Origin of the sequence: Microbacterium sp. JAI119 (assembly GCF_013410135.1) — a bacterium.
GTDB classification, from domain to species: domain Bacteria; phylum Actinomycetota; class Actinomycetes; order Actinomycetales; family Microbacteriaceae; genus Microbacterium; species Microbacterium oxydans.
Map to the genome: position 1 here is coordinate 1 of NZ_JACCCK010000002.1, position 22,990 is coordinate 22,990.

Sequence of the window (22,990 nt, forward strand, 5' to 3'; positions counted from 1 at the left end):
AGAAATGCATACCCCACCGGGAAAACGGTGACGCAGCGAGTTTGATGCTGACCAAAGAGACAAATTCATTGCTGACTTCATCCATTGCCAACCCCACAAGGAGGTTGGTCTTTGATCCAAAGGAATTCTCAACTAGCCGAAGCTAGACGAGGATAATTTGGCATTTGACAAGTGCACGCTGTTGAGTTCTCAAGGATCGGATGCTCCCACGACCCAGCCATCACAGCCAGGCCCGAAGGGCAACTTCTCTATCTTACCCACCTTGTCCCGCTTGTCAAATCGGCGCGCTGTGCGAATCAGAGATCCGCAGCGCAGCTGATGACAGCCGCAGAAGAGGTGGAGTCCCTATCCTAGACGCAAGCGCCTGTTCTCTCAAGTGAGAGTGGATCGGGAGTGGTTCTCCGCTTGAGGGGGGTGAAGCTCTTGGCTCCTCCGCTTCCCTGTGGGGCGAACAAGTAATAAGTTACGCGGGTCCCGGGGATCTGGCAAATCGGGCCACCCCACCCGGGCGTGTCGCCTTGACTCGTCGAGTGATTTCCTGCGGGTCAGGGGCAGTTTCGGTGGCGATGCGCACCCGCAGTACGATCACGCCATGCCGGATTCAGCTGATCGCCTCCCCACCCCAGGCCTGTTCTCGATGGACGCCGACGGCGGCGCACATGAGGGGCGGGCGGCAGCTCAGCTGCTCGCGCGCATCGGGCGGGAGCTCGGCCTCGGTGACGCCGACGACGCTGTCCGACCGCTCCGTGTGGTCCCACTTCCCTCGCGACTGGCCACCGCTGACCTCGCCTGGGCGAGCGTGAGCGCAGCCATGCTTGCTGCCGGCGGGGTCCCGGCTTCGCTCGATCCGGATCGGATCGCGGTCGCGTTCCGCAGTGACCGTGTTTTGACGATCGATGACGTCGCTCCCCCGGTCTGGTCCGAGTACTCAGGGTTCTGGCGGACAGCAGACGGATGGATCCGCACCCACGGGAACTATCCCCATCACGCGGCGGCGCTGCGTGCGGGACTCGGTCTGCGAGACGGTGCGGGCGGCGATCTCGTCGGGGGTACCCTCGCCGAACGGGACTCTCACGATGCCGTCCGCGAGATCACGGCTGCCGGCGGGCTCGCTGTCGTCGTCGCTGCGGAGGATCCCGCCCTCGATCGTGCCGCCAGAGAGCGTCCGCTCCTGGAGATCAGCCGACCGGACGGGATGTCCGATGCGCTCGACCAACCCGCCGTTGGACTTTCCGTGCGTGCGGGCCGTCGACCACTTCAGGGCATGCGCGTCCTCGACCTGACAAGGGTCATCGCCGGCCCGGTGTGCACGAGGACACTCGCCCTGCTCGGTGCCGATGTGCTGCGCATCGATCCGCCGACGCTGCCAGAGCCGGAGTGGCAGCACCTCGATACGGGCCATGGCAAACGGTCGGCCGTGCTGGACGCGCGGAGCGCTCGCTTCCATGATCTGCTCGCGCGGGCCGATGCCGTCGTGCTCGGATACCGTCCGGCGTCACTCGACCGGCTGGGGTTGGACCCCGACCTGCTCGTGCGCCGATACCCGGGCCTGGTGGTCGCGCAACTGAGCGCCTGGGGCACGGAGGAACCGGAGCGAGCCGGTTTCGACAGCCTCGTGCAGGCGGAATCCGGCATCGCGCTCATCGAATCGGTCGACGGTGATCGTCCCGGCGCACTTCCCGCGCAGGCTCTCGACCACAGCGCGGGCTATCTGCTCGCTGCCGCTGTGACCTCTCTGCTCCGGGGGAACCGCCGAGAGGAGCGTTCGTGCGTGGTCCGCACATCGCTTCGTCGCATCGCGGCGGAACTGCTCGGGATGCCGCGTCGCGGGATGGCCGGAGCCGAGGTCGAGTTCGACGTGCGGCCGCATGCCGCCCGGTTCGGTGTCGACGGGAGCGCAGTGGTGACCGCTCGACCCGCGCTGACGGGACTCGAGTTCGCGGCCCCGCACGCCTGGGGGTCCGATCAGCCCGTCTGGTGACGGCGTCCTCGCACCGACAGCGCGATGCAGAGCGCCACGGTGAGCGCACCCCAGAGGGCACAGGCCGGAGGAAGCACCCGATACGCGAGGTGCTGAACGGTGAAGTCCGCGTCGAGGGGGCCGAAGACGACGAGACCCCCGACCCACGCGATGACGAGGAACCCGGGGAGCGAGATCCACCACGCCACGCGCACCCACGGCGGCGATGACTGCGTTACGCCCTGACGCGGTGTCTGCCGACGGAGCCGGAGCAGAGCCCAGATGCCGATGACCCCGAGGCCGATCAGGCTCGAACCGTGTTGGAGCCACTTGAACCCTGGCAGCGGTCCCCACATGTCGTCGAGGCCGGGGATCAGGTGCACGCCCCACCGTCCCTCATGCGTGAAGAGGTCCCACACGATGTGCGAGAGAACACCGATCACGAACGACGCCGCGAGCAGGAACGGATACGCGCGCGTGCGCCCCACACCGACTGCAGCTCCTGCCGCCGTGAGACCCCTGTCATTCCATTCCTCAGGCAACCGCCGAACCAGCCAGAGCGGAGCGAGTTCGGGAACAGCCGGACGGAGCACGACCCGCCAGATCAAGAACAGCACGAACGCGAGAAGCCCTGTCCACACGACATTGCCGAACGTGTGCGTGAACGAGTAGTTCAGTCCTGCGCCACGCACGAACAACGGCAGGTCCGGGGTCATCGCGCCGATCGCGATCGCAGCCGGCACGAGCGGCGTGCGGATGAACGGCAGCGCTACCAGGGCGTGACTGGGCGTGAACGGCATCGAGCTCGGGCTCAGCCGACGAAGAGGCCGGCGAGGGTCTTCTTGCCACGGCGGAGCACGGAGACCCCGCCGGGAAGCGAGCCCTGGACCGTCGCCGTCTCGTCGTCGACGCGTTCGCCGTCGAGCGTGACGCCGCCCTGCGTGATCGCGCGCCTCGCCTCTGACAGGCTCGACACGAGCCCCGTCGACACCAGGGCCTCGACCACCGGGGTGCCGGCGCCGACGGTCGCATTCGGCAGCTCCTCCAGAGCAGTGCGGAGCGTCTCGGCATCGAGCGTGGTCAGGTCTCCCTGTCCGAAGAGAGCCTCGGAAGCTGCGAGCACGGCAGCTGTCGCCGCCACACCGTGCACGGTCGCCACAACTTCGAGCGCCAGCCTCTTCTGAGCGGCTCGGCGGAACGGCTCCGCGGCCACGAGCTCGGCGTACTCCTCGATCTCCGACCTGGTGAGGAATGTGAAGACCTTCAGACGTTCGATCACGTCGGAGTCCGCGGTGCTCAGCCAGAACTGGTACATCCGGTACGGGCTGCACATGTCGGCGTCGAGCCAGATGGCGTTGCCCTCGCTCTTGCCGAACTTCGTGCCGTCGCTGTTCGTGATGAGGGGTGTGCCGATGGCATGCACCGACGCCCCCTCGGCACGGCGGATGAGCTCGGTGCCGCTGGTGAGGTTGCCCCACTGATCCGAGCCGCCGGTCTGCAGCACGCAGTCGTACTGCCGGTACAGCTCGAGGAAGTCCATGCCCTGCAGGATCTGGTAGCTGAACTCGGTGTAGCTGATGCCCTCATCGGAGTTGAGTCGCGCCGCGACCGCATCCTTCTTGAGCATCGTGCCCACACGGAAGTACTTGCCGATCTCGCGCAGGAAGTCGATCGCGCTCAGCGGCGCCGTCCAGTCGAGGTTGTTCACGATGCGGGCGGCGTTCTCACCCTCGAAGCTGAGGTAGCGCTCGACCTGGGCACGCAGGCGTCCGACCCAGTCCTCGACCGTCTCCCGCGTGTTCAGCGTGCGCTCGGCCGTCGGACGAGGGTCGCCGATCAGACCGGTCGAGCCGCCGACGAGACCGAGCGGCTTGTGACCGGCGAGCTGGATGCGACGCAGCGTGAGCAGCTGCACGAGGTTTCCGAGGTGCAGACTCGCCGCCGTCGGATCGAAACCGCAGTAGTACGTGATCGGGTCTCCCGCGAGCAGGGCGCGCAGCGCCTCCTGGTCGGTGGACACATGGACCAGGCCACGCCACACGAGTTCGTCCCACACGTTCTCGAACGCGGGATCGATCGCCTGGGGTGCGGTCGTCAGATCGGGAGTTGACACGCGCTCCAGGCTATCAGCGCGGTACAGCCTCGAATTCCGTTCAGACAGGCGTGTCAAGACGGTCGAACTCCTGCGCCGTCAGCGAGATCGATGCCGCATCCATGGCGGCGTCCAACTGCTCTACTCTGCTTCCCCCGACGATGGGGCGGATCCCCCGTGCGAGCTGCCAGGCCAGCACGATCTGCCCTCTGCCGACTCCGCGAGCGGCGGCGATCTCCTCCAGCACCGCGAGCCGCCGCGTGGTCCCCGGGTGGTCGTACACCTCGGGTACCGGTTTGGCCTGGTTGTCATACGCCCCCGAGAGCAACGGCGTGTACGCCCACACCTCGATGCCGTTGTCTCGGGCGAAGTCCCGCTGCTCATCGCTGAGCACGCCGAAGGGATGCGCCACACCGGGTGGGAGGGTGCCCGGTCGGGTGCGCAGGTAGGTGCTGTTCAGCTGGAAGGCATCGATGGGGACGCTGCCGATCGACTTGGCGTGAGCGCGGGCGCGTTCGATGCGCCAGGCAGGATGGTTGGAGGCGCCGACACGGGTCACCGTGCCGGCGGACGTGAGCGCGGCCAGGGCGTCGACGGTGTCCTCGATCGCGACGGCGCGGTCCTCCTGGTGCAACCAGAGCAGGTCGATCCTGTCGACGCCGAGGCGATCGAGAATCCCCTCGACGGCGGCACCGATCGCGCGTGGCGAGAGCCCGGTCCGGTGTTCGGGCCAGGAGCCGGGCCACAGCGGCTCCGCTCCCACCTTGGTGGAGATGCGCACCTGCTGCCGGGCGCCTGGTCGTGCCGCGAGCCAGCGTCCGATGACTTCCTCCGACGCTCCCCCGTGTCCGCTCTCGCTCGCCCAGAAGCTGTAGCAGTCTGCCGTGTCGATCCAGGTGCCGCCTCGCTCGACGAAACGGTCGAGCAGGGCGAAGGAGGTGTCCTCGTCGACGAGCGTGCCGAAGGACATCGCGCCGAGGACGAGCGGGGATGCGGGTGCGTTCCGAGTGGTCATGACCTCACTGTGCAACCTGGAGCGCACTCCAGGTCAAGACCTATGCTCAGGAGATGACGACGTACACCCCGGCGGAGACCGCAGCGCGTTCCGGCTTCAGCATCGACACGCTCAGGTACTACGAACGGGAAGGCATCCTGCCCACGGTCACCCGCACCGCCGGCGGGCATCGCGCCTACACCGACGCCGACCTCGGGCTGCTCGACTTCCTCAAGTGCCTTCGCGAGACGGGCATGCCGGTCGAACGACTGCGCCGCTACGGACAGCTCTGTCGGAGCGAGGAGACGATCCCCGAACGGATCGCACTCCTCGAAGAGCATGCGGCGACGGTCGAACAGCAGCTCGCCGAGGTCCTCGCGCAGCAGCGACGCCTCGCGGAGAAGCTGGACTGGTATCGATCGCTGAGTTGAGATCGCTCAGCTGTGCGCCGCCCACCACACCAGGAACGCGGCACCCAGCGCGATCACCCAGCTCACCAGACTGCCTACGAGGAAGTACTCGGCGCGGGCGCCGGTCTCGCCATCGCGGGAGATCTCGGGGAATCGGACGATGCCCTTCGCCGCGAGCATCGCGGCGAGGATCGGATACGCCGCGGCGAGGGTGAGGATGAGGACGAGGATGCGCTCCAGCGGTCCGATCAGTCGACCGCCTTTGAAGCCGCTGCGCGGATCGCGGGGTGCGGGTGCCGTCTCGGCGCCCTCCTCCTCGACGGTGTCTGCCTGGACGGTGTCTGCTTCGGTGGTTCCTGTTTCCACGGTTCCGGCCACGACAGGTGCTGCCTCCGCGGTCGGCATCGCCGGGTCACGGGGAAGCCACGTGTGCTCGCCATCGAGTGCCGCACGCACCACGAGGTTCGACGACTCGAGGAGGAAGACCCCGGCACCGAGCGCGAGCATGGCGAGATCGAACGGAACCTCCCCGAACGGCGACCGGAGGTGCCAGATCGCACCGATGAGACCGGAGTCGGAACGGGCGCCGAGCCAGACGACGGCTCCGACGCTCAGAACCGCGAGCAGGACGGCCGGCCAGAACCCCAGGGGCGCCGGACGCTCCGTCGGCATGCACCACACCCAGAGCGCGCCGACGACGAGGGCGAGCACCATGGGAAGAAGGGCATCGCCGACGCTGCCGAGCAGGAGCAGGATGACGGCGATCACGAGATAGCCGACCCAGCGGCGGGGCGCGAACTGACGCACCAGATCGGCGGCGCCGACCGCCAGGAGGAGGAACCCCGCGACGATCATGCGCGCGCCCCTCGAAGCGCGGCTACGCCCTCGATGAGCGCAGCCGTTCCCGCACTGCGCAGCGACTTGGAGACGCTGGGCTGGGTGATGCCCTCTTCCGCAGCGAGTTCCTGCTGGGATCGACCGAGCAGACGACCGTAGGCGAGCCGTCGTTCCCGCTCGCTCATCGCCCCCACCAGCTCATCGCGGACGAGGAGGTAGGCGTTCGATGCCGCGATCGTGCTCTCCATGACCTCATCCTGCCCGGATGATCCGACAATCCACGACCGCGTGCGCGGCACGGCGCGACTCTCTCGCGCGTGCACGGTCTCGATCGCCGCTCTGGCCGCGTACCAGCCCGGTCCGTCGGCGAGTTCACCGTGCACGGACTCGACAGGGCGCACCTCCCCCACCCCGATGCCGAAGCGGAAGGCGACACCGTCCGGCAGCCGCAGCTGGATCATCAGGAGCGACACCATGGCGTCGGCCAGATCGAGATAGACACCCTGCTGCTCGTCGCCGACGGTGGGCGTGAGCGGCTGCGCCGCCAACGGGAGGTCTGCTTCGACGTCGGCTATGGTGTCGTCGAGCACGCGTTGCGCGGCTGTGCGATCGTCGAGACGACGAGAACCCACGATGTCTGCGAGTACCGCGATGACCATGGCATAACCATATCACGAATAATCCTCGACTTATGCGTCAATTGGTTATATCTTGAGATCATGCCTGAATCGCACATGATCCCCTGGTCCGACGGAACCTGGACCAACGCTCCGACCTCCCCCGCCGCGCTACCCGCCGGAACGACTCCGCTCGATGTCACCGCGGTGGAGAGCAGCGATGCCTGGCGGCACACCGCTTACGGCTTCGTGCACGACACCGAGCACGCCCTGCTCGCCCCGCTCGGGGTCGGTGAGGCCATGGAGGTCTCCTTCCGCGCACCGTGGGACGGCCAGTTCGACCAGGCAGGCGTCTTCGTGCGCATCGACGAGGAGCACTGGGTGAAGACGGGTCTCGAGTACGCCGACGGCCATCTGGGACTCGGCGCCGTGGTCACAGCCGGTGTCTCCGACTGGTCCGTCGGCCACGTCGACGAGTGGCTCGAGAGCGAGATCACCGTGCGCGTCAGCCGCTGGGCGGATTCCCTGATCGTTCGCGCCCGCGCCGACGACGGCCCCTGGCGACTCGTCAGGGTCGCCCCATTCGACGGACAGGCAGCCGCGGCAGCCGGTCCGTTCCTCGCGGCACCGACCCGCGCCGGCCTCACCGTGCGCTTCACGCGCTGGGAACGGTCGGAGGCCGACGCCGACCTGCACTGAGCAGGCAGCGACGGCGGCCGCCTGCGCCTCCGGTCAGAAGCCTCCGGTCAGATACCGAGGGCGTGGGCTGCCGCCTGTGCGCGCGCGACGAGTTCCGCGCGCTGCTCGGCGACCCGTTCCGGTGCGGTGCCGCCGATCCCGGTCCGCGACCCGACGGAGCCCTCGATCGTGAGGACCTCGCGCACCTCGGGCACGAGATGCGGCGACACCGAGAGCAGCAGCTCATCGGAAGCATCCTCCAGCCCGATCCCCCGCTCCTCGCACGCCCGCACGAGCGCACCGGAGATCTCGTGCGCATCCCGGAACGGCACGCGGCGCTTCACGAGCCACTCGGCGACATCGGTCGCAAGGGAGAACCCCTGAGGCGCGAGCGCCGCCATCCGTTCGGTGTCGAAACGCAGCGTCGCGATCATCCCGGCGAACGCGGGAAGCACCACCTCGAGGGTCTGCACCGAGTCGAAGACCGGCTCCTTGTCCTCCTGCAGGTCGCGGTTGTACGCGAGCGGGAGGCCCTTGAGGGTGGCGAGCAGGCCGGAGAGGTTTCCGATCAGACGCCCCGACTTGCCCCGAGCGAGCTCGGCGATGTCGGGGTTCTTCTTCTGCGGCATGATGCTCGAGCCCGTCGAGTAGCCGTCGTCGAGGGTGACGAAGCCGAACTCGCGGGTGTTCCAGAGGATGATCTCCTCGGACAGGCGCGAGATGTCGACGCCGGTCATCGCCGTGATGAAGGCGAACTCCGCCACGACATCTCGAGCCGCCGTGCCGTCGAGCGAGTTCTCCGCGGGGCGGTCGAGGCCCAGCTCGGTCGCCACGAGTGCCGGATCGAGCCCGAGGGTGGAACCGGCCAGCGCTCCGCCGCCGTACGGCGAGACACCGGCGCGACGACGCCAGTCCACGAGACGTTCGAGCTCACGCACCAGCGGCCACCCGTGCGCCTGCAGGTGGTGGGCGAGCAGCACCGGCTGTGCGTGCTGCAGATGCGTGCGGCCGGGAAGGATCGCCGTCGGATGAGCCTCGGCCTGAGCGACCAGGGCATCGATCACCCGGAGGATGTCGCGGGCGATCACTCGCGCATGGTCGATCAGGTACATGCGCACGAGCGTGGCGATCTGGTCGTTGCGGCTGCGACCGGCACGCAGCCGCCCGCCGAGCTCCGGCCCGAGCTCGACGATCAGCGCCTGCTCCAGCGCGCCGTGGACGTCCTCATCGGTCGGCACGGGGCGCAGAGTGCCGTCGGCGACCTTGCGCGCGACCGCGTCCAGCCCCTCGTGCATCCGCCGCGCCTCATCCGGTTCCAGGTACCCGGCCGCTTCGAGCGCGGTGGCGTGCGCGTGGGAGCCCGCGATGTCGTACGGAGCGAGGATCCAGTCGAAGTGGGTGGAACGGCTCAGCTCCACCAGTTCAGGCGAGGGCCCTGTGGCGAAGCGGGCGCCCCAGAGCGCGCCTTCGTTGGTGCCTTCGTGCGTCGCGTCGCTCATCACGCGTCCTTCTTGCCGAGGAGCCAGACCAGCAGCGCCTTCTGCGCGTGCAGGCGGTTCTCGGCCTCGTCCCAGACCACGCTCTGCGGACCGTCGATCACGCTGGAATCGACCTCGTAGCCGCGGTCGGCAGGGAGGCAGTGGATGAAGATCGCCTCAGGATCGGCCAGGGTCATCGTCTCCGGAGTGACCTTGTAGCCGCCGAGGTCGCGGATGCGTGCGAGCTTCTCCTCCTCCTTGCCCATCGACACCCAGGTGTCGGTCACGACGACGTCGGCACCGGCAGAGGCCTCGACCGGGTCGGTGAAGAGGGTGATCGACCCGCCGGTCTCGGCGGCGCGTCGATCGGCGGCCTCGATGACATCCGCACGAGGAGCGTAGTCCTCGGGCGACGCGATGCGCACGTGCATGCCCGCAGTCACACCGGCGAGCGCGTAGGAGTGCGCCATGTTGCTCTGCCCGTCTCCGAAGAACGTCAGCGTGAGCCCCTTCAGGTCGCCCTTGTGCTCGCGGATCGTGAGCAGGTCGGCGAGCAGCTGACACGGGTGGAAGTCATCCGACAGCGCATTGATGACCGGCACACGCGTACCTTCCGCCATCTCCTCGAGACCCGACTGCGCATACGTGCGCCACACGATGGCCGCGACCTGGCGCTCCAGGACGCGAGCGGTGTCGGACGGGGTCTCCTTGCCGCCGAGCTGGCTGCTCGCTGTCGAGATGATCAGCGGCGAACCGCCGAGGTCGGCGATCCCCACCGCGAACGAGACGCGGGTGCGCGTGGAGGACTTGTCGAAGATGACCGCGACGGTCTGGGGGCCGGCCAGGCTCTTGTCGGCCCACCGGTCCTTCTTCAGCTCGATCGCGAGATCGAGGATCTCGGCCTGCTCGGCGGGGGTCAGATCGTCGTCACGCAGCAGGTGGCGGGTCATGCGGATACCTTTCCGGCAGCAGAGGCCTGGACGTCGGCGAGCGAAGCCGTGAACAGCTCGCGGAACTCGGCGAGCTCGGCGTCGCCGATCGTGAGAGCCGGTGCGATGCGAACCGTCTCGGGGTTGGCGGCGTTGACGATGAGACCGCGCGCCTGGGCGGCCGCGACGACCTCACCGGCGACGGGCGCGGTCAGCGCCACGCCGATGAGCAGACCACGTCCGCGCACACCGTCGATCAGCGGCGAGTCGATGCCGAGCAGGATCTCGCGCAGCTCGGGACCACGACGGGCGGCGTTCTCGACCAGGCCGCCACTCTCGATCTCGGCCAGGACCGCATCCGCGACCGCGGTCGCGAGCGGGTTGCCGCCGAAGGTGGAACCGTGGGATCCCGGGGTGAAGAGCGCACTGGCGCTGCCGAAGGTGACCAGCGCGCCGATCGGGAAGCCGCCGCCGATGCCCTTGGCGAGGGTGATCGCATCGGGGGTGATGCCCTCGTGGCTGAACCCGAACCATTCACCGGTACGACCGGCACCGGTCTGGATCTCGTCGACGATCAGCAGGGCGCCGTGAGCGAGGGTCAGCGAGCGCGCAGCGGCGAGATAGCCCTCCGGCAGCTCGACCACTCCGGCCTCGCCCTGGATGGGCTCGACGATGATCGCGGCGACGCGGTCATCCATCGCGGCCTCGAGAGCCTCGATCGTGGCGGGGATGTGCTCGACCCCGGCGGGCATCGGCTCGAACGGCGCGCGCATCGAGACCTTGGCGGTGAGCGCGAGCGAGCCCATCGTACGACCGTGGAAGCCGTTCTCGAGAGCGAGGATGCGCGGCCGCTCGGAGCCGCCGTGCAGACGCGCGAGCTTGAACGCGGCCTCGTTGGCCTCGGCACCCGAGTTCGAGAAGAACACGCGACCGTCGATGCCGGCACCGGCCAGACGCTTCAGGCGTGCCGCGAGCGCGAGCTGGGGCGGGGTGGCGAAGTAGTTCGACACGTGCGCGAGCGTGGCCGCCTGCGTCGAGACCGCCTCGACGAAGGCCGGATGCGCGTGCCCGAGCGAGGTCACCGCGATGCCCGCGAGGAAGTCGAGGTGGCGTCGGCCGTCGGCATCCCACAGGTACGAGCCCTCACCGCGGACCAGCAGCGCGAGCCGCTCCCCCGCGTTGAGCACGAGATCGCGTGCCGCATCGTCCTGCCAGACGGTCATGCCGTCACCTCGTTCTTTCCCAGGACCACTTCGGTCCCGATTCCCTTGCTGGTGAAGAGTTCGACGAGCACCGAGTGCGGCACCCGCCCATCGATGATCGCCGCCGCGTCGACGCCGCCCTCGACCGCGTCGAGACAGGCCCGCATCTTCGGGATCATCCCCGACTCGAGCGTCGGAAGCATCTGGATGAGCGCATCCGACGTCAGATGGGAGACGAGCGAGTCGCGGTTGGGCCAGTCGGCATACAGCCCCGGCACGTCGGTCAGGATGACGAGCTTTCGCGCGTGCAACGAGACCGCGAGAGCGGCTGCCGCGGCATCCGCGTTGACGTTGAGCGACTGACCGGGGTGATCGAGATCGGGCGCGATGCTCGACACCACCGGGATGCGCCCTGCGGCGAGGTGGTCGAGCACGGGCGTCGGATCGACCTCGACGACGTCGCCGACCCGACCGAGGTCGACTTCTTCGCCGTCGATCACGACACCACGACGGCGCCCTCCGAAGAGTCCGGCGTCCTCCCCGCTGAGGCCGGTCGCGATCGGGCCGTGCGAGTTGATCTTCGACACGAGCTGCGGGTTGACCTGACCGGTGAGCACCATGCGCACGACGCTGATCGCCTCGGTGTTGGTGACGCGGTAGCCGCCCTTGAACTCGCTCGGGATCTCGAGCCGCTGCAGCATGTTGGAGATCTGCGGCCCTCCACCATGCACCACGACCGGAAGCACCCCGACGTAGCGGAGGTAGGCGATGTCCTGGGCGAAGGCGTCCTGCAGCTCCTCCGACACCATGGCGTTGCCGCCGTACTTGATGACGACGATCTGGTCGCGGAACTTCTTCAGCCACGGCAGCGACTCGATGAGCGTCGTGGCCTTCTGCGCGGCGACGTCCGGCGTGGTGTCCTGGATGTCGGTCATGAGGCGTAGGCGCTGTTCTCGTGCACGTAGTCGTGGGTCAGGTCGTTCGTGAGCACCGTGGCCGTCGACTCCCCGACCTTGAGGTCGATAACGAGGTGCGTGGCGCGCGGGGTGAGGTCGACCTCTTCGCGGGGGCGGTCCGGACCACCCTGGCTGCAGACGCGCACGCCGTTCATCCAGACGTCGACGTCGTAGGGGTCGAACTGCGCATTCGTCGTTCCGATCGCCGCGAGCACCCGCCCCCAGTTCGGATCGTTGCCGAAGATCGCTGCCTTGAAGAGGTTGTTGCGCGCGACCGACCGGCCGACCTCGACGGCGTCCTGCTCGGTCACCGCATGCTGCACCTCGATCGTGATGTCGTGGCTCGCGCCCTCGGCATCACCCTGCAGCTTGACCGCGAGCTCCTGGGAGAGCTCGATGAGCGCGGCGGTGAAGTCGTCGAGGTCCGGCACGACCTCGGATGCCCCGTTGGCGAGGAGCGTGACTTGGTCGTTCGTCGACATGCAGCCGTCGGAATCGAGACGGTCGAACGTCTGCCCTGTCGCACGGCGCAGCGCCTCATCGGCCTGAAGCGGCTCGAGGACGGCATCGGTGGTGATCACCACGAGCATCGTGGCGAGTCCCGGCGCGAGCATGCCCGCGCCCTTCGCCATACCGCCGATCGTCCAGCCATCACGGCTGATCACGGCGGTCTTCGCAACGGTGTCGGTGGTCATGATGGCCTGTGCCGCGCTCTCCCCGCCGTCGGCGCTGAGCTCGGCGATCGCCTGCTCGGTGCCGGCCAGCACACGCGAGCGGAACGTCTCGTCCCCGGTGCCGATGAGGCCGGTGGAGCAGATCAGCACATCCCCGGCGCTGACGCCGAGCAGTTCGGCCGCCTTCTCCGCCGTCTGGTGGGTGGTCTGGAACCCGAACGCGCCGGTGAAGCAGTTCGCACCGCCGGAGTTGAGCACCACGGCCTCGACGACCCGGTCGGCCACTGCCTGCTGCGACCAGATGATCGGGTTCGCCTTGGCGCGGTTGCTGGTGAAGACCGCGGCACCCACCTTGCGAGGTCCGCGGTTGACGACGACGGCGACATCGGGCTTGCCGGTCGACTTCAGCCCGGCGGCGACACCGGCCGCTTCGAATCCTGCGGGGGCGGTGACGCTCACGGCGCTACTCCGTTCACTGAGAGGGCGCGGGCTTCGGGAAGACCCAGCGCGATGTTCATGGATTGGACGGCAGCGCCGGCGGTGCCCTTGACGAGGTTGTCGACCGCGGTGACGACCGTGACCCGGTTCGCGGCCCGGTCGATCGCGAGGCCGATCAGCGCGGTGTTGGCTCCGAGCACGTCGGCCGTGCGGGGGAAGCGTCCCTCGGGCAGCAGCTGCACGAAGGTCTCGTCGCCATAGGCGCTCTGCCAGGCGTCACGGATCTGCGCATCCGTCGCACCGTCGACGATGGGTGCGGTGGACGTGGCGAGGATCCCGCGCGACATGGGCACCAGCACCGGCGTGAACGAGATCCGGATGCCGTCGGACTCCACCCCGGACGCCGCGGCGAGCGCCTGACGGATCTCGGGGATGTGTCTGTGGGTGCCGCCGACCGCATAGGGGTTGGCGGTGCCCAGGATCTCGCTGCCGAGCAGGTTCGTCTTGAGGCTCTTCCCCGCGCCGGACGGTCCGACGGCGAGCACGGAGACGATGTCGGAGGGGTCGATCACCCCGGAGGCCACACCGGGCGCGAGGCTGAGACTCACGGTGGAGGCATTGCATCCCGGCGCCGCGATGCGCGTGGCTCCACGGAGGTGCTCACGCTGCTTGACCCCGTCGATGAGGAGCTCGGGCACACCGTAGGTCCACGGCTCGTGGAAGTCGCCGCCGTAGAACGCATCCCACGCCGAGGCGGACGTGAGTCGGTGGTCGGCGCCGGCATCGATCACGAGCGGGACATCGCCCAGCGCATCGGTGTACTGCCCCGACTGCCCGTGCGGCAAGGCGAGGAACACGATGTCGTGGCCGGCGAGGATCTCCGGTGTCGTGTCCTGCAGCGTGAGGTGTGCGAGTGAGCGCAGGTGCGGCTGGTGGTCGACGAGAGGCTGCCCGGCGTTCGAATGCGCCGTGACGGTGCGGATCTCCATGTCGGGATGGGCGGCCAGGAGGCGCAGAATCTCGCCGCCTGCGTAGCCGGATGCGCCGGAGACGGCGACGGAATACGTCATGCTTCTACCTTAACGGTCAGGCCCTCGAGGAAATCGGGACCGTGGACGGGGCCGGAGGCGGCGACACCGGCACTCGACCGCCGTGCGCGCACGGGCAGAAGGGCGGGGTCGCCTACAGTCGGCGGCCGCGGCGTCGGCGCACAGCGATGACGCTCGGAGCGAGCGTCGGAGAAGCGGTGGCGGCCGAAGGCATGTCGTGACAGTAGCGCGGCCTCGGCTGCCACCGCAAATCCGGTTCGTCATCTGCGGGGTGAGGGCTCCAGCGGTGCGGCGAAGAAGGCGAGTTCGTGGCCACTCGAGACCTCGAAGACGTGGCGCATCCTGGCGCGGGTCGCGGCATCAGCCGTTGCCGCCGCTTCGGAGGCGTAGGCGATCGCCGTCTCGGTCGCCTCTTCGAACGCGGGATCGGCGTAGGTCGCCAGCCACGAGGCGTAGGGGTGCTGGGGATCCTGCGCGTACTGACCGAAGGCCCCGGCGTGCAGGCGTCGGCCGAGGTCGGTGTAGAGCCAGAAGCACGGGAGGACGGCCGCGACGATCTCGGCGTAGTCCCCACCGAACGCGACAGAGCGCAGGTGATCGAGGTAGGCGGTGGTGGCCGCCCCCGGCTCGGCGGAGAACGTGTCCGCGCTCACCCCCTGCGTCGGAGTCAACCACGACGCGTGCAGCTCGAGCTCGCCCACGATCGAACCGCGGGCCGACTCCGCCCAGAACGCCTGCTCATCGGATGTCGGCGCGAGCCGGGACGCTTCCGCGAGCACACGGGCGTACTCGCGCAGGTACAGCGCGTCCTGGGCGAGATAGGACAGGAACGGTCCGCGCTCCAGCGTCCCGTCGGCGAGCGCGCGGATGAAGGGCAGCTCGTCGATCGCGGTGCGGATCTCCCTGATGTCGTGCCACCAGTCCGCCGCGATGTCGTCCGCGATCGGACGGGCCTCTGTTCCCGCCCGTTCCCAGAGTCCGGAGAAGTGGTTGATCGGCCCGTGCCCACCGCCGACGCGCAACGCGTCCCCCGCCCGCAGGGCTTCGCGAAGCCAGATGCGCGCGGCGCCGACGGCCGCTTCTGCGTCGTGCCCCCGCGCGAGCAGGGTCGCGAGCGCGGACGACAGCGAGCAGCCGGTGCCATGGGTGTTTCCTGTCGTGATCCGTCGTCCTGGAAAGTCTCTGCGCAGACCGCGCGCTGCGTCGACCAACGCATCGGGGGCCTCATCCCCGACGAGATGGCCGCCCTTGACCAGGACGGCTGCATCGATCCGGGCGGACAGCTCGTGCGCCGCGGAGATGGCATCCTCCCAGTCGGCGATCTCCCGACCGGCGAGCACCGCGAGTTCGGCGAGATTCGGAGTGACCAGAGTCGCCCGCGCGAGGAGTCCGTGCAGTGCCCGCTCCGCCTCCGGATCCAGCAGCCGGTCGCCGGAGGTCGCGACCATGACGGGATCGAGCACCACGACAGGCGGGCGCACGCGGTCGAGCCACGCCCCCACTGCGCGGATGACCTCGGCGTCGGCGAGCATCCCGATCTTCACGGCGTCGATCACGATGTCGTCCGACACGGCATCGAGCTGCGCGCGGAGGAAGTCGACCGGCGGCACGTGCACAGCGCGCACGCCCTGCGTGTTCTGCGCGGTCAGCGCCGTGAGCACAGCCATCCCGTACCCGCCGTTCGCGGCGATGGACTTGAGGTCGGCCTGGATGCCCGCACCTCCGGACGGGTCGCTCCCGGCGATGCTGAGCACTCGCGGTACACCCCCGGAGCGCCAGCGCCGCAGGAACCGCGTCGCTACGGCGGCCGGATCGTCGGCGGCACACAGCGCCGAGACCACGGCCACCCCCGCCGCACCGGCATCGCGAAGGGCCTCGGTGTCGTCGATGTGGACACCGCCGATCGCCACGCACGGGAGTGCGCTGCGCCTGGCGAAGTCGCGAAATCCCTCCACGCCCAGCGGGACGGGGTGATCCGGCTTCGTGAAGGTGGGACGGATGACGCCGACCCCGAGGTAGTCGACCGTCCCGGCTGGGAGGGCCCGCAGCGCGTCGAGGTGCGCGGCGGTGTTGGCGGTGAGGCCGATCAACGCGTCGGGTCCGAGTGCCTCACGGGCGCGCAGCACCGAGGCGTCGCCCTGACCGAGGTGCACGCCATCGACCCTGGCTCCACGCTCACGAGCAGCCACGGCCGCGCCCAGCCGATCGTTCACCACGAGCAGCGCCCGACCGTCGATCGCCTGCGACAGCGCGACCAGCTGTTCGACCGTCTCCTCGTCGGTCGCGTCCTTGTCGCGCAGCTGCACGATGCGCACCCCGCCTTCCACCGCGTGCCGGACGGTCTCGACGACGCCCCGGTCTCCGCACAGCTCCGCATCCGTGACGAGGTAGAGCGAGAGGTCGGCGTTCACAGGGCACCGCCTTCGGCGCGGGCACGGACCCTGATGTCAGCGGAATCCACCGCGGCGAGGGCATCCAGCAGCGCGACGGCGAAGCTCCCCGGCCCGGTGGACCGCTCCGCTGCCTGCTCCGCCGCGATCGTGTACACGAGGCTCGCCGACGCGACCGCCGTGAGCGCGTCGTGCCCTGTCGCCCGCGCAGCGCCGAGGAAGGCCGCCATCACCGCGCCCAGAGCACAACCGCCGCCCGTGACCCTCGTGAGCAGCTCGTGCCCGTTGGACAACCGCAGCACGCGTTCGCCGTCGGTGAGCAGATCGATCGGGCCGGACACGGCCACCACACCGCGTGTCGTCCGAGCCAGCGCCGATGCGGCCTCGGCCGCGGACTCGGTGCTGTCGGTGGAATCCACACCTCGCCCACCGGCGCTGAGCCCCGCGAGAGCCAGCACCTCCGAGGCGTTGCCGCGGATCGCGGTCGGACGCTGCTCGACGAGTTGACGCGCGAGTGCGGTGCGCACCGGGAGCGCACCGACCGCGACGGGGTCGAGCACCCAGGGCGTACCGGCTGCCCTCGCACCGGTGACGGCTTCCAGAGTCGCCGCGCGCTGCTCCGGGGTGGGCGTCCCCAGGTTGACCAGCATCCCCGAGGCGACACCGGCGAACATGCCGACCTCCCCGACGATGTCGACCATGGCGGGAGCAGCCCCGAGCGCCAGCAGCACGTTGGCGGTGAAGCCGGTGACCACGGCATTGGTGATGCAGTGCGTCAGCGGTGGCGCCTCACGCAACACCCCCAGCAGCACCGCAGCCTTTTCGGCGAGATCGTGTGTGGAATCAGGACGCAGAAGATCGCTCATCGCGACATCCCTTCGCTAGTACGAACTAGATCAGGTTCGACGGGTCTGTTCTCAGCCGCGGATCGCGGCACCCCGTGTCACTGTCCGCAGTCTATCGATCGGCCAGCAGCGCCCGCTCCTGCGCCCGCGTGAGCCCGGCACGTCGTTCGCGGTCGAGTCCGCGCTCCCGTTCGTCGGCGAGCACGCGCTCGATCGTGTCGACGAGCGGACGGAGCATCCCACCGGTCTCATGGAATGCCGCGTTCGAGCGGGTCATGAATCCCGTCATCTCGGGCGGGAGCCACAGCGGCAGGGAGTGCGGGCCGGCCCAGTGGTCCACGTCACGCGCGATGAGCCACTCCTCGTCCGCGACGACGGTCGCCCCGGTGTGCCCGGATGCAGCGCGGACCATCCGCAGCACATCCGCGAGAGGCCTCTCGTCGCCGACGGCGTTGACGGCTCCGCTGCCTCGCGCGGTGACGACGTACTCCGCCAGATCGTCGACGTCGATCAACTGAGCGCTCCGCCCGTCCAGCGGGGGCAGCAGCACGGCGTCAGCGTCGGCACGAGCGAACGCGGCACTCCAGTAGCCGAAGCGGTCGCTCGGGTCTCCGTCGCCCACGATCAGGCCGGGACGCACCACGAGTGCCCGCTCCCCCAATCGGGCGACGGAGTCCTCGGCGGCGACCTTCTGCGCCGCGTACTCGTACTCGTCGCCGAGAACCGCCGCCGGGTGTCGTGGAGCCGATTCGTCCGCACCGACCGTCTCGTCATCGGAGTACACCGACACGGATGACACGTACGTCCATCGTGCCGCTCGATCGCCCAGCATCTCGACTGCCCGATCGACATGCGCCGCCTGGGAGGAGATGTCGACGACGTGGTCCCACTCCCGTCGTGCGAGGTCGGCGTAGGTCGAAGCCTCCTCGCGATCGCCACGCACCAGGACCGTTCCCTCCGGCGCGGGCCGTGTGCCTCGAGCGAGGCAGGTGACCGTGGCTCCGTGGTCGCGCCAGTGACCGGCGATGCGCCCGGAGAGCCACCCGGTGCCGCCCAGGATCAGAACATCCGTCATGGTGTGCCTGCACCCAACCGGTCAAGGCCTGCCAGCACCGGAACCGTCCAGGCGGGGTCGGGCCGCCAGCGGGTCCACGCGGAGTCGAACGGCCAGTCGTCGGCCTCGAACGACGCGATGGCCGCGTCCGCGTGCCGCTCGATCTGCGCGGCCTGCTCGGAGCTGAGCCGTCCCTGGGCGATCGCGGCGACGAGCTCATCCTCGTCCTTGAGGTGGATGCCGCCCGCCGGATCGATCTCGACGTCGAGGATATGGTCGGACGAGAAGGTGTCCCGGTCTGTCCGCAGATGCGCGTTCTCGAGATTCACGTACCACCCGGAGAACGCCCAGTCCGGCCCGGTGGTGTCGCTCCAGAACAGCCAGATCGACCACGGCATCCCCGCAGGGGCGATGCACAGCACCCCGTTGCCCCGCCAGCGCTCCACGATGCGCGTCCGCGGCTCGAGCCAGCGCCGGGCGAGAGGCACTTCCCGCACGCGCTGACCGTCGCTGGATCCCGGCGCCTCCTGGAGGGTCCCCGGAGCGAGCCAGGCCACGAGACCGCGCTCATCATCACGGACCACGCGCATCGGCGAGATCCTGGACGGCTCTCCCGGCTGCCACCCCGGTTTCCGATAGTGCCAGTCGATCTGTGCGCCGGGCTCGAGGAACGGCCCCTCGCCGAGCGGTCGCGCCCCGTCGGGGACGGCGGCCGGAGTGCCCTGGGGGAGGATTCTCATCCCGCCACGGTACTCCGGCGACGGCCCGGATCGTCCGAGCGACGACACGGTCCGCCTCACACCGCGGATCGATCCTCAGTCGCGCAGCGTCGCTCCGAAGCGCTGCGCAGCGACCTCGACTCCGGCGAGCTTGGCCTCCGTGGCCTCCGCCGCGGTGAGGGTGCGGTCATCCGCCCGGAACCTCAGCGCGAAGGTCAGGCTCTTGGAACCCTCCGGAACGCCCTCTCCGCGGTAGTCGTCGACGAGGCGCACCGACTCCAGCAGCATGCCCGCACCTTCGGCGAGGGCGGCCTGCACATCCGCGGCGGGGACCCCGGCCGGAGCCAGGAGCGACACGTCCTGCGTAGCGGCGGGGAACGTCGACAGCGAAGCCGCGACGACCCGTCCGCCGGCAAGCGACAGGATGCGGTCGAGGTCGAGCTCGAACACGGTCGCGCGCCCGGGAAGATCGGCCCCCTCGGCGACAGCGGGGTGCAGCTCGCCGACGTATCCGACCTCTTCGCCTGCCACCAGGAGCGACCCGGTGCGCCCCGGGTGGAGGGCGGCGCGTTCGGCCTGGAGCACGTCGATGTCGACCCCGGCGGCTGCCGCGATCACACGGACCGCGTCCAGAGCCTCCACGAGGCCGGCGGCCTCGGCGGGGCGACCGGGCTGGCGCGGTGCGACATGGCCGGTGAGGAGTCCGGAGACGAACCGGTGCTGTGGCGGGATCGAGGCGTTCAGCTCCGCGAGCGTCTCGTCGGACGGACGCTCCCCCAGCGGCGGCACCTCATCGGTGCCGTACTGCACACCCGGCTCGGGCAGGAAGACCACCCCGGTCTCGAAGATCGCGAGGTCGGTGAGCCCGCGGGAGATGTTGCGGTGCGCGGTCTGCAGCAGACCGGGGATCAGCGACCGGCGCAGGTACGGCGCCTGCCCGTCGAGCGGATTCGCCAGACGGATGCTCGGCAGGTGCTCGCCCGACGCGGAGCCGTGCAGATCGTTCTGCGCCTCCGTGGTGAACGGGAACGACGGCGTCTCGACCAGCCCCGCAGCAGCCAGAGCATCGGCCACGCGGCGGCGGCCCTGCTGGTGCGCGGTGAGGCCGCGCCCGGAGGGAGGCGTCGGCAGCACCGAGGGGATGCGGTCGAGCCCGTGGATGCGGGCGACTTCCTCGGCGAGCGTCCACTTGTCGGTGAGGTCGGGGCGCCAGGTCGGCGGGATGACCGTCCACCCGCCCTGGGTCCCTGAGCCGGTCGAAGGGCTGACCTCCGCGCCGATCGTCGTCAGCGCACCGGTGATCTCTTCATCGGTGTAGTCGACGCCGATGAGCCCCTGCACGAAGCCGGCGGGCAGCTCGATCTCCGCGACGAAGACCTCGGCGAACAGCGCGCCGCCCTCCTCCGTGAGCGTGCCCCCGGCGAACTCGACCATGAGGTCGGCCGCGCGCCGGGCCGCGACGAAGGGGATCAGCGGGTCGACGCCGCGCTCGAAACGCTTGGACGCCTCGCTGGGCAGCTTGTGACGACGAGCCGAACGAGCGATCGTGGTCGGGTCGAAGCTCGCCGCCTCGATCATCACGTTCCGGGTGGAGTCGCTCATCTCCGTCGTGCCGCCGCCCATGACGCCGGCCAGGCCGATCGGACCCGACTCGTCTGTGATGAGCAGGTCTTCGGTGTGCAGCGCGCGCTCGACGCCGTCGAGGGTGGTCATCTTCTCGCCCTCGTGCGCGCGGCGAACCGTGATCCCCCCGGTGAGCTTGTCGAGGTCGTAGCCATGCAGCGGCTGTCCGAGCTCGAGCATCACGTAGTTGGTGATGTCGATGAGCACGCCCAGCGACCGCATGCCGGCGAGGCTGAGCCGCGCCACCATCCACGGAGGAGTCGGACGTGAGGGATCGACGTCGCGGACGACGCGGGTCACGAACTCGCTCGCTCCGACGTTCCCGCGCACAGGTGCGACGTCGTCGACGATGGTCGTGTGGCCGGTGCCCGGCTGGAGTTCGGCGAAATCGCGCTCCGCCGGGTCGCGGAAGGTCGCTCCGGTCGCGTGCGCGTACTCACGAGCCACCCCGCGCAGGGAGAAGGCGTAACCGCGGTCGGGCGTGACGTTGATCTCCACCGCGACGTCGTCGAGGCCGAGCAGGGCGATCGCGTCGGTGCCGACGGGCGCATCGATGCCGAGGTCGGACAGCACGACGATGCCGTTGTGCTCGTCACCGAGTCCCAGCTCGCGCGCAGAGGCGATCATGCCGTCCGACACATGACCGTAGGTCTTGCGGGCGGCGATCGGGAACGGACCGGGCAGCACCGCACCGGGAAGGGTCACGACGACCTTGTCCCCGACGACGAAGTTGTGCGCGCCGCAGACGATGCCACGGATGCCGCCGTTCGCCGCGCCGACGTCGACCTGGCACCAGTTGATGGTCTTGCCGTTGGACTGGGGCTCCGGCTCGAGCGAGACGACCTGGCCGACCACCACGGGGCCCGTGATGTCGAAGCGGTGCACGTCCTCCTCTTCGAAGCCGACGGTCACCAGGGCCGCGAGGACATCCTCGGGCGTGGCGTCCGCTGCCAGATCGACGTACTCACGCAACCACGAAAGCGGGACGCGCATCACACCACCATCCCGTACTGCTCGCTGAATCGGACATCGCCCTCGGCCATGTCGCGCATGTCCTGGACGTCGCTGCGGAACATCAGGCCCCGCTCGATGCCCATGCCGAACGCGAAGCCGCTGTATTCCTCCGGGTCGATCCCTGCCGCGCGCAGCACGTTCGGGTTGACCATGCCGCAGCCGCCCCACTCGATCCAGCGCGCACCGCCCTTGAAGGTGGGGTGCCACAGATCGAGCTCGGCGGACGGCTCGGTGAAGGGGAAGTAGTTGGTGCGGAAGCGCGTCTTGGCCTCGGGGCCGAAGAGCAGCTTCGCGAAGTGGTCGAGCGTGCCCTTGAGGTGCGCCATCGTGATGCCCTTGTCGATCACGAGTCCCTCGAACTGCGTGAACACCGGCAGGTGCGTGGCGTCGAACTCGTCGGTGCGATACACCCGGCCGGGGCACAGCACGTAGATGGGCACCTCGCGGTCGAGCATCGAGCGCACCTGCACCGGGCTCGTGTGCGTGCGCATCACGAGGTGACGCGAGGGCGGGTCCACGTAGAACGTGTCCTGCTCCTGGCGTGCGGGGTGGTCCACATCGAAGTTCAGTGCGTCGAAGTTGAACCACTCGTGCTCGAGCTCCGGTCCCTCCGCGATCTCCCAGCCCATGCCGACGAAGATGTCGCACACCTGGTCCTGCAGGAGCGTGAGCGGGTGTCGGGCGCCGACACGCGTGCGCGAGGGCACGGCGGTGATGTCCACCCGCTCGGACTCGAGGCGCGCGGCGACCTCGGCCTCGGCGAGCTCGGCCTCCTTCGCGGCCAGCGCCTGGGTCACCTGCCCTCTCCCCTGGCCCACGAGCTTGCCGAATGCGGCCTTGTTCTCGGGAGCGACCTGGCGCATCGAGGCGTTCAGTACCGCGAGCGGCGATCCGTCGGCGACGTGTGCGGCGCGGGCTGCTTTCAGCTCGGCGGTGTCGGCGGCTGTGGCGATCGCCGCGAGGGCATCGGCAACAGCGGACTCGACCGCTTCCGGGGTGATTTCAGGAGACTCTGACACGAGAATCGAGTC

At 69.2% G+C, this 22,990-nt stretch carries 20 protein-coding genes and 1 riboswitch; of the genes, 3 read left to right on the plus strand and 17 right to left on the minus strand.

Features of this window, described 5'->3' with window-relative positions; genetic code table 11:
- The first annotated feature begins 592 nt into the window (after positions 1 to 592).
- Positions 593 to 1,981, plus strand: a complete 1,389-nt coding sequence (locus tag HDC31_RS10820; RefSeq protein ID WP_113681561.1) for a CoA transferase — start codon at positions 593 to 595, stop codon at positions 1,979 to 1,981.
- On the opposite strand, the gene HDC31_RS10825 is transcribed toward HDC31_RS10820, so the two are convergent.
- From HDC31_RS10825 to HDC31_RS10835, 3 genes are read right to left on the minus strand one after another with little or no spacing between them, the layout of a single operon-like run.
- Positions 1,966 to 2,760, minus strand: coding sequence for a DUF4184 family protein (locus HDC31_RS10825; protein ID WP_113681562.1), 795 nt, complete (start codon positions 2,758 to 2,760; stop codon positions 1,966 to 1,968). The two genes, HDC31_RS10820 and HDC31_RS10825, sit on opposite strands and share 16 nt — an antisense overlap.
- An 11-nt stretch (positions 2,761 to 2,771) precedes the next feature.
- A complete protein-coding gene (gene tyrS / locus HDC31_RS10830; RefSeq protein WP_179516103.1) occupies positions 2,772 to 4,073 on the minus strand; it encodes a tyrosine--tRNA ligase in 1,302 nt (433 codons plus the stop codon).
- A gap of 40 nt (positions 4,074 to 4,113) precedes the next feature.
- Entirely contained in the window at positions 4,114 to 5,067 is a 954-nt protein-coding gene (locus HDC31_RS10835; RefSeq protein WP_061016145.1) for an aldo/keto reductase, read from the minus strand.
- 53 nt (positions 5,068 to 5,120) lie between these two features.
- On the opposite strand from HDC31_RS10835, the gene HDC31_RS10840 reads away from it, so the two are divergent.
- Positions 5,121 to 5,477, plus strand: a complete 357-nt coding sequence (locus tag HDC31_RS10840; protein ID WP_058632227.1) for a MerR family transcriptional regulator — start codon at positions 5,121 to 5,123, stop codon at positions 5,475 to 5,477.
- 6 nt (positions 5,478 to 5,483) lie between these two features.
- On the opposite strand, the gene HDC31_RS10845 is transcribed toward HDC31_RS10840, so the two are convergent.
- Together HDC31_RS10845 and HDC31_RS10850 are read right to left on the minus strand one after the other, a co-directional pair.
- Positions 5,484 to 6,311, minus strand: coding sequence for a hypothetical protein (locus HDC31_RS10845; protein ID WP_179516104.1), 828 nt, complete (start codon positions 6,309 to 6,311; stop codon positions 5,484 to 5,486).
- On the minus strand, positions 6,308 to 6,952 hold the full coding sequence (locus HDC31_RS10850; protein WP_046749038.1) for a SatD family protein: 645 nt from the start codon (positions 6,950 to 6,952) through the stop codon (positions 6,308 to 6,310). The genes HDC31_RS10845 and HDC31_RS10850 overlap by 4 nt, the downstream gene beginning before the upstream one ends.
- Positions 6,953 to 7,012: 60 nt before the next feature.
- On the opposite strand from HDC31_RS10850, the gene HDC31_RS10855 reads away from it, so the two are divergent.
- Positions 7,013 to 7,609, plus strand: a complete 597-nt coding sequence (locus tag HDC31_RS10855; protein WP_179516105.1) for a DUF1349 domain-containing protein — start codon at positions 7,013 to 7,015, stop codon at positions 7,607 to 7,609.
- A gap of 47 nt (positions 7,610 to 7,656) precedes the next feature.
- On the opposite strand, the gene argH is transcribed toward HDC31_RS10855, so the two are convergent.
- The 12 genes from argH to pheS form a co-directional block, all read right to left on the minus strand.
- Positions 7,657 to 9,087, minus strand: a complete 1,431-nt coding sequence (gene argH, locus HDC31_RS10860; RefSeq protein WP_046749036.1) for an argininosuccinate lyase — start codon at positions 9,085 to 9,087, stop codon at positions 7,657 to 7,659.
- A complete protein-coding gene (gene argF / locus HDC31_RS10865) occupies positions 9,087 to 10,016 on the minus strand; it encodes an ornithine carbamoyltransferase (protein WP_058632223.1) in 930 nt (309 codons plus the stop codon). The genes argH and argF overlap by 1 nt, the downstream gene beginning before the upstream one ends.
- Complete coding sequence (locus tag HDC31_RS10870) at positions 10,013 to 11,218, minus strand: acetylornithine transaminase (RefSeq protein WP_179516106.1); 1,206 nt, start codon at positions 11,216 to 11,218, stop codon at positions 10,013 to 10,015. The genes argF and HDC31_RS10870 overlap by 4 nt, the downstream gene beginning before the upstream one ends.
- Positions 11,215 to 12,132 carry an acetylglutamate kinase gene (argB, locus tag HDC31_RS10875; protein ID WP_045263191.1) on the minus strand — a complete coding sequence of 306 codons (918 nt, stop codon included), beginning with the start codon at positions 12,130 to 12,132 and terminating at the stop codon, positions 11,215 to 11,217. Before argB ends, HDC31_RS10870 begins: the two co-directional genes overlap by 4 nt.
- Complete coding sequence (gene argJ / locus HDC31_RS10880) at positions 12,129 to 13,286, minus strand: bifunctional glutamate N-acetyltransferase/amino-acid acetyltransferase ArgJ (RefSeq protein WP_113681465.1); 1,158 nt, start codon at positions 13,284 to 13,286, stop codon at positions 12,129 to 12,131. Before argJ ends, argB begins: the two co-directional genes overlap by 4 nt.
- Positions 13,283 to 14,335, minus strand: a complete 1,053-nt coding sequence (gene argC / locus HDC31_RS10885) for an N-acetyl-gamma-glutamyl-phosphate reductase (protein WP_058632221.1) — start codon at positions 14,333 to 14,335, stop codon at positions 13,283 to 13,285. The genes argJ and argC overlap by 4 nt, the downstream gene beginning before the upstream one ends.
- Before the next feature lie 239 nt (positions 14,336 to 14,574).
- Positions 14,575 to 16,725: a bifunctional hydroxymethylpyrimidine kinase/phosphomethylpyrimidine kinase gene (locus HDC31_RS10890; RefSeq protein ID WP_179516107.1), complete on the minus strand. Its 2,151-nt coding sequence runs from the start codon at positions 16,723 to 16,725 to the stop codon at positions 14,575 to 14,577.
- On the minus strand, positions 16,722 to 17,570 hold the full coding sequence (gene thiM / locus HDC31_RS10895; protein ID WP_058632219.1) for a hydroxyethylthiazole kinase: 849 nt from the start codon (positions 17,568 to 17,570) through the stop codon (positions 16,722 to 16,724). Before thiM ends, HDC31_RS10890 begins: the two co-directional genes overlap by 4 nt.
- Positions 17,561 to 17,655: riboswitch (TPP riboswitch) on the minus strand. It overlaps the preceding gene by 10 nt.
- Positions 17,656 to 17,661: 6 nt before the next feature.
- A complete protein-coding gene (locus tag HDC31_RS10900; RefSeq protein WP_113681498.1) occupies positions 17,662 to 18,624 on the minus strand; it encodes an NAD-dependent epimerase/dehydratase family protein in 963 nt (320 codons plus the stop codon).
- Positions 18,621 to 19,343: a DUF402 domain-containing protein gene (locus HDC31_RS10905; RefSeq protein WP_052748799.1), complete on the minus strand. Its 723-nt coding sequence runs from the start codon at positions 19,341 to 19,343 to the stop codon at positions 18,621 to 18,623. Before HDC31_RS10905 ends, HDC31_RS10900 begins: the two co-directional genes overlap by 4 nt.
- Before the next feature lie 75 nt (positions 19,344 to 19,418).
- Positions 19,419 to 21,938, minus strand: coding sequence for a phenylalanine--tRNA ligase subunit beta (gene pheT, locus HDC31_RS10910; protein WP_113681497.1), 2,520 nt, complete (start codon positions 21,936 to 21,938; stop codon positions 19,419 to 19,421).
- The gene (gene pheS, locus HDC31_RS10915) at positions 21,938 to 22,978 is read right to left on the minus strand and encodes a phenylalanine--tRNA ligase subunit alpha (protein ID WP_113681496.1); all 1,041 of its coding nucleotides are present in this window, start codon (positions 22,976 to 22,978) and stop codon (positions 21,938 to 21,940) included. Before pheS ends, pheT begins: the two co-directional genes overlap by 1 nt.
- Between the last annotated feature and the right edge of the window lie 12 nt (positions 22,979 to 22,990).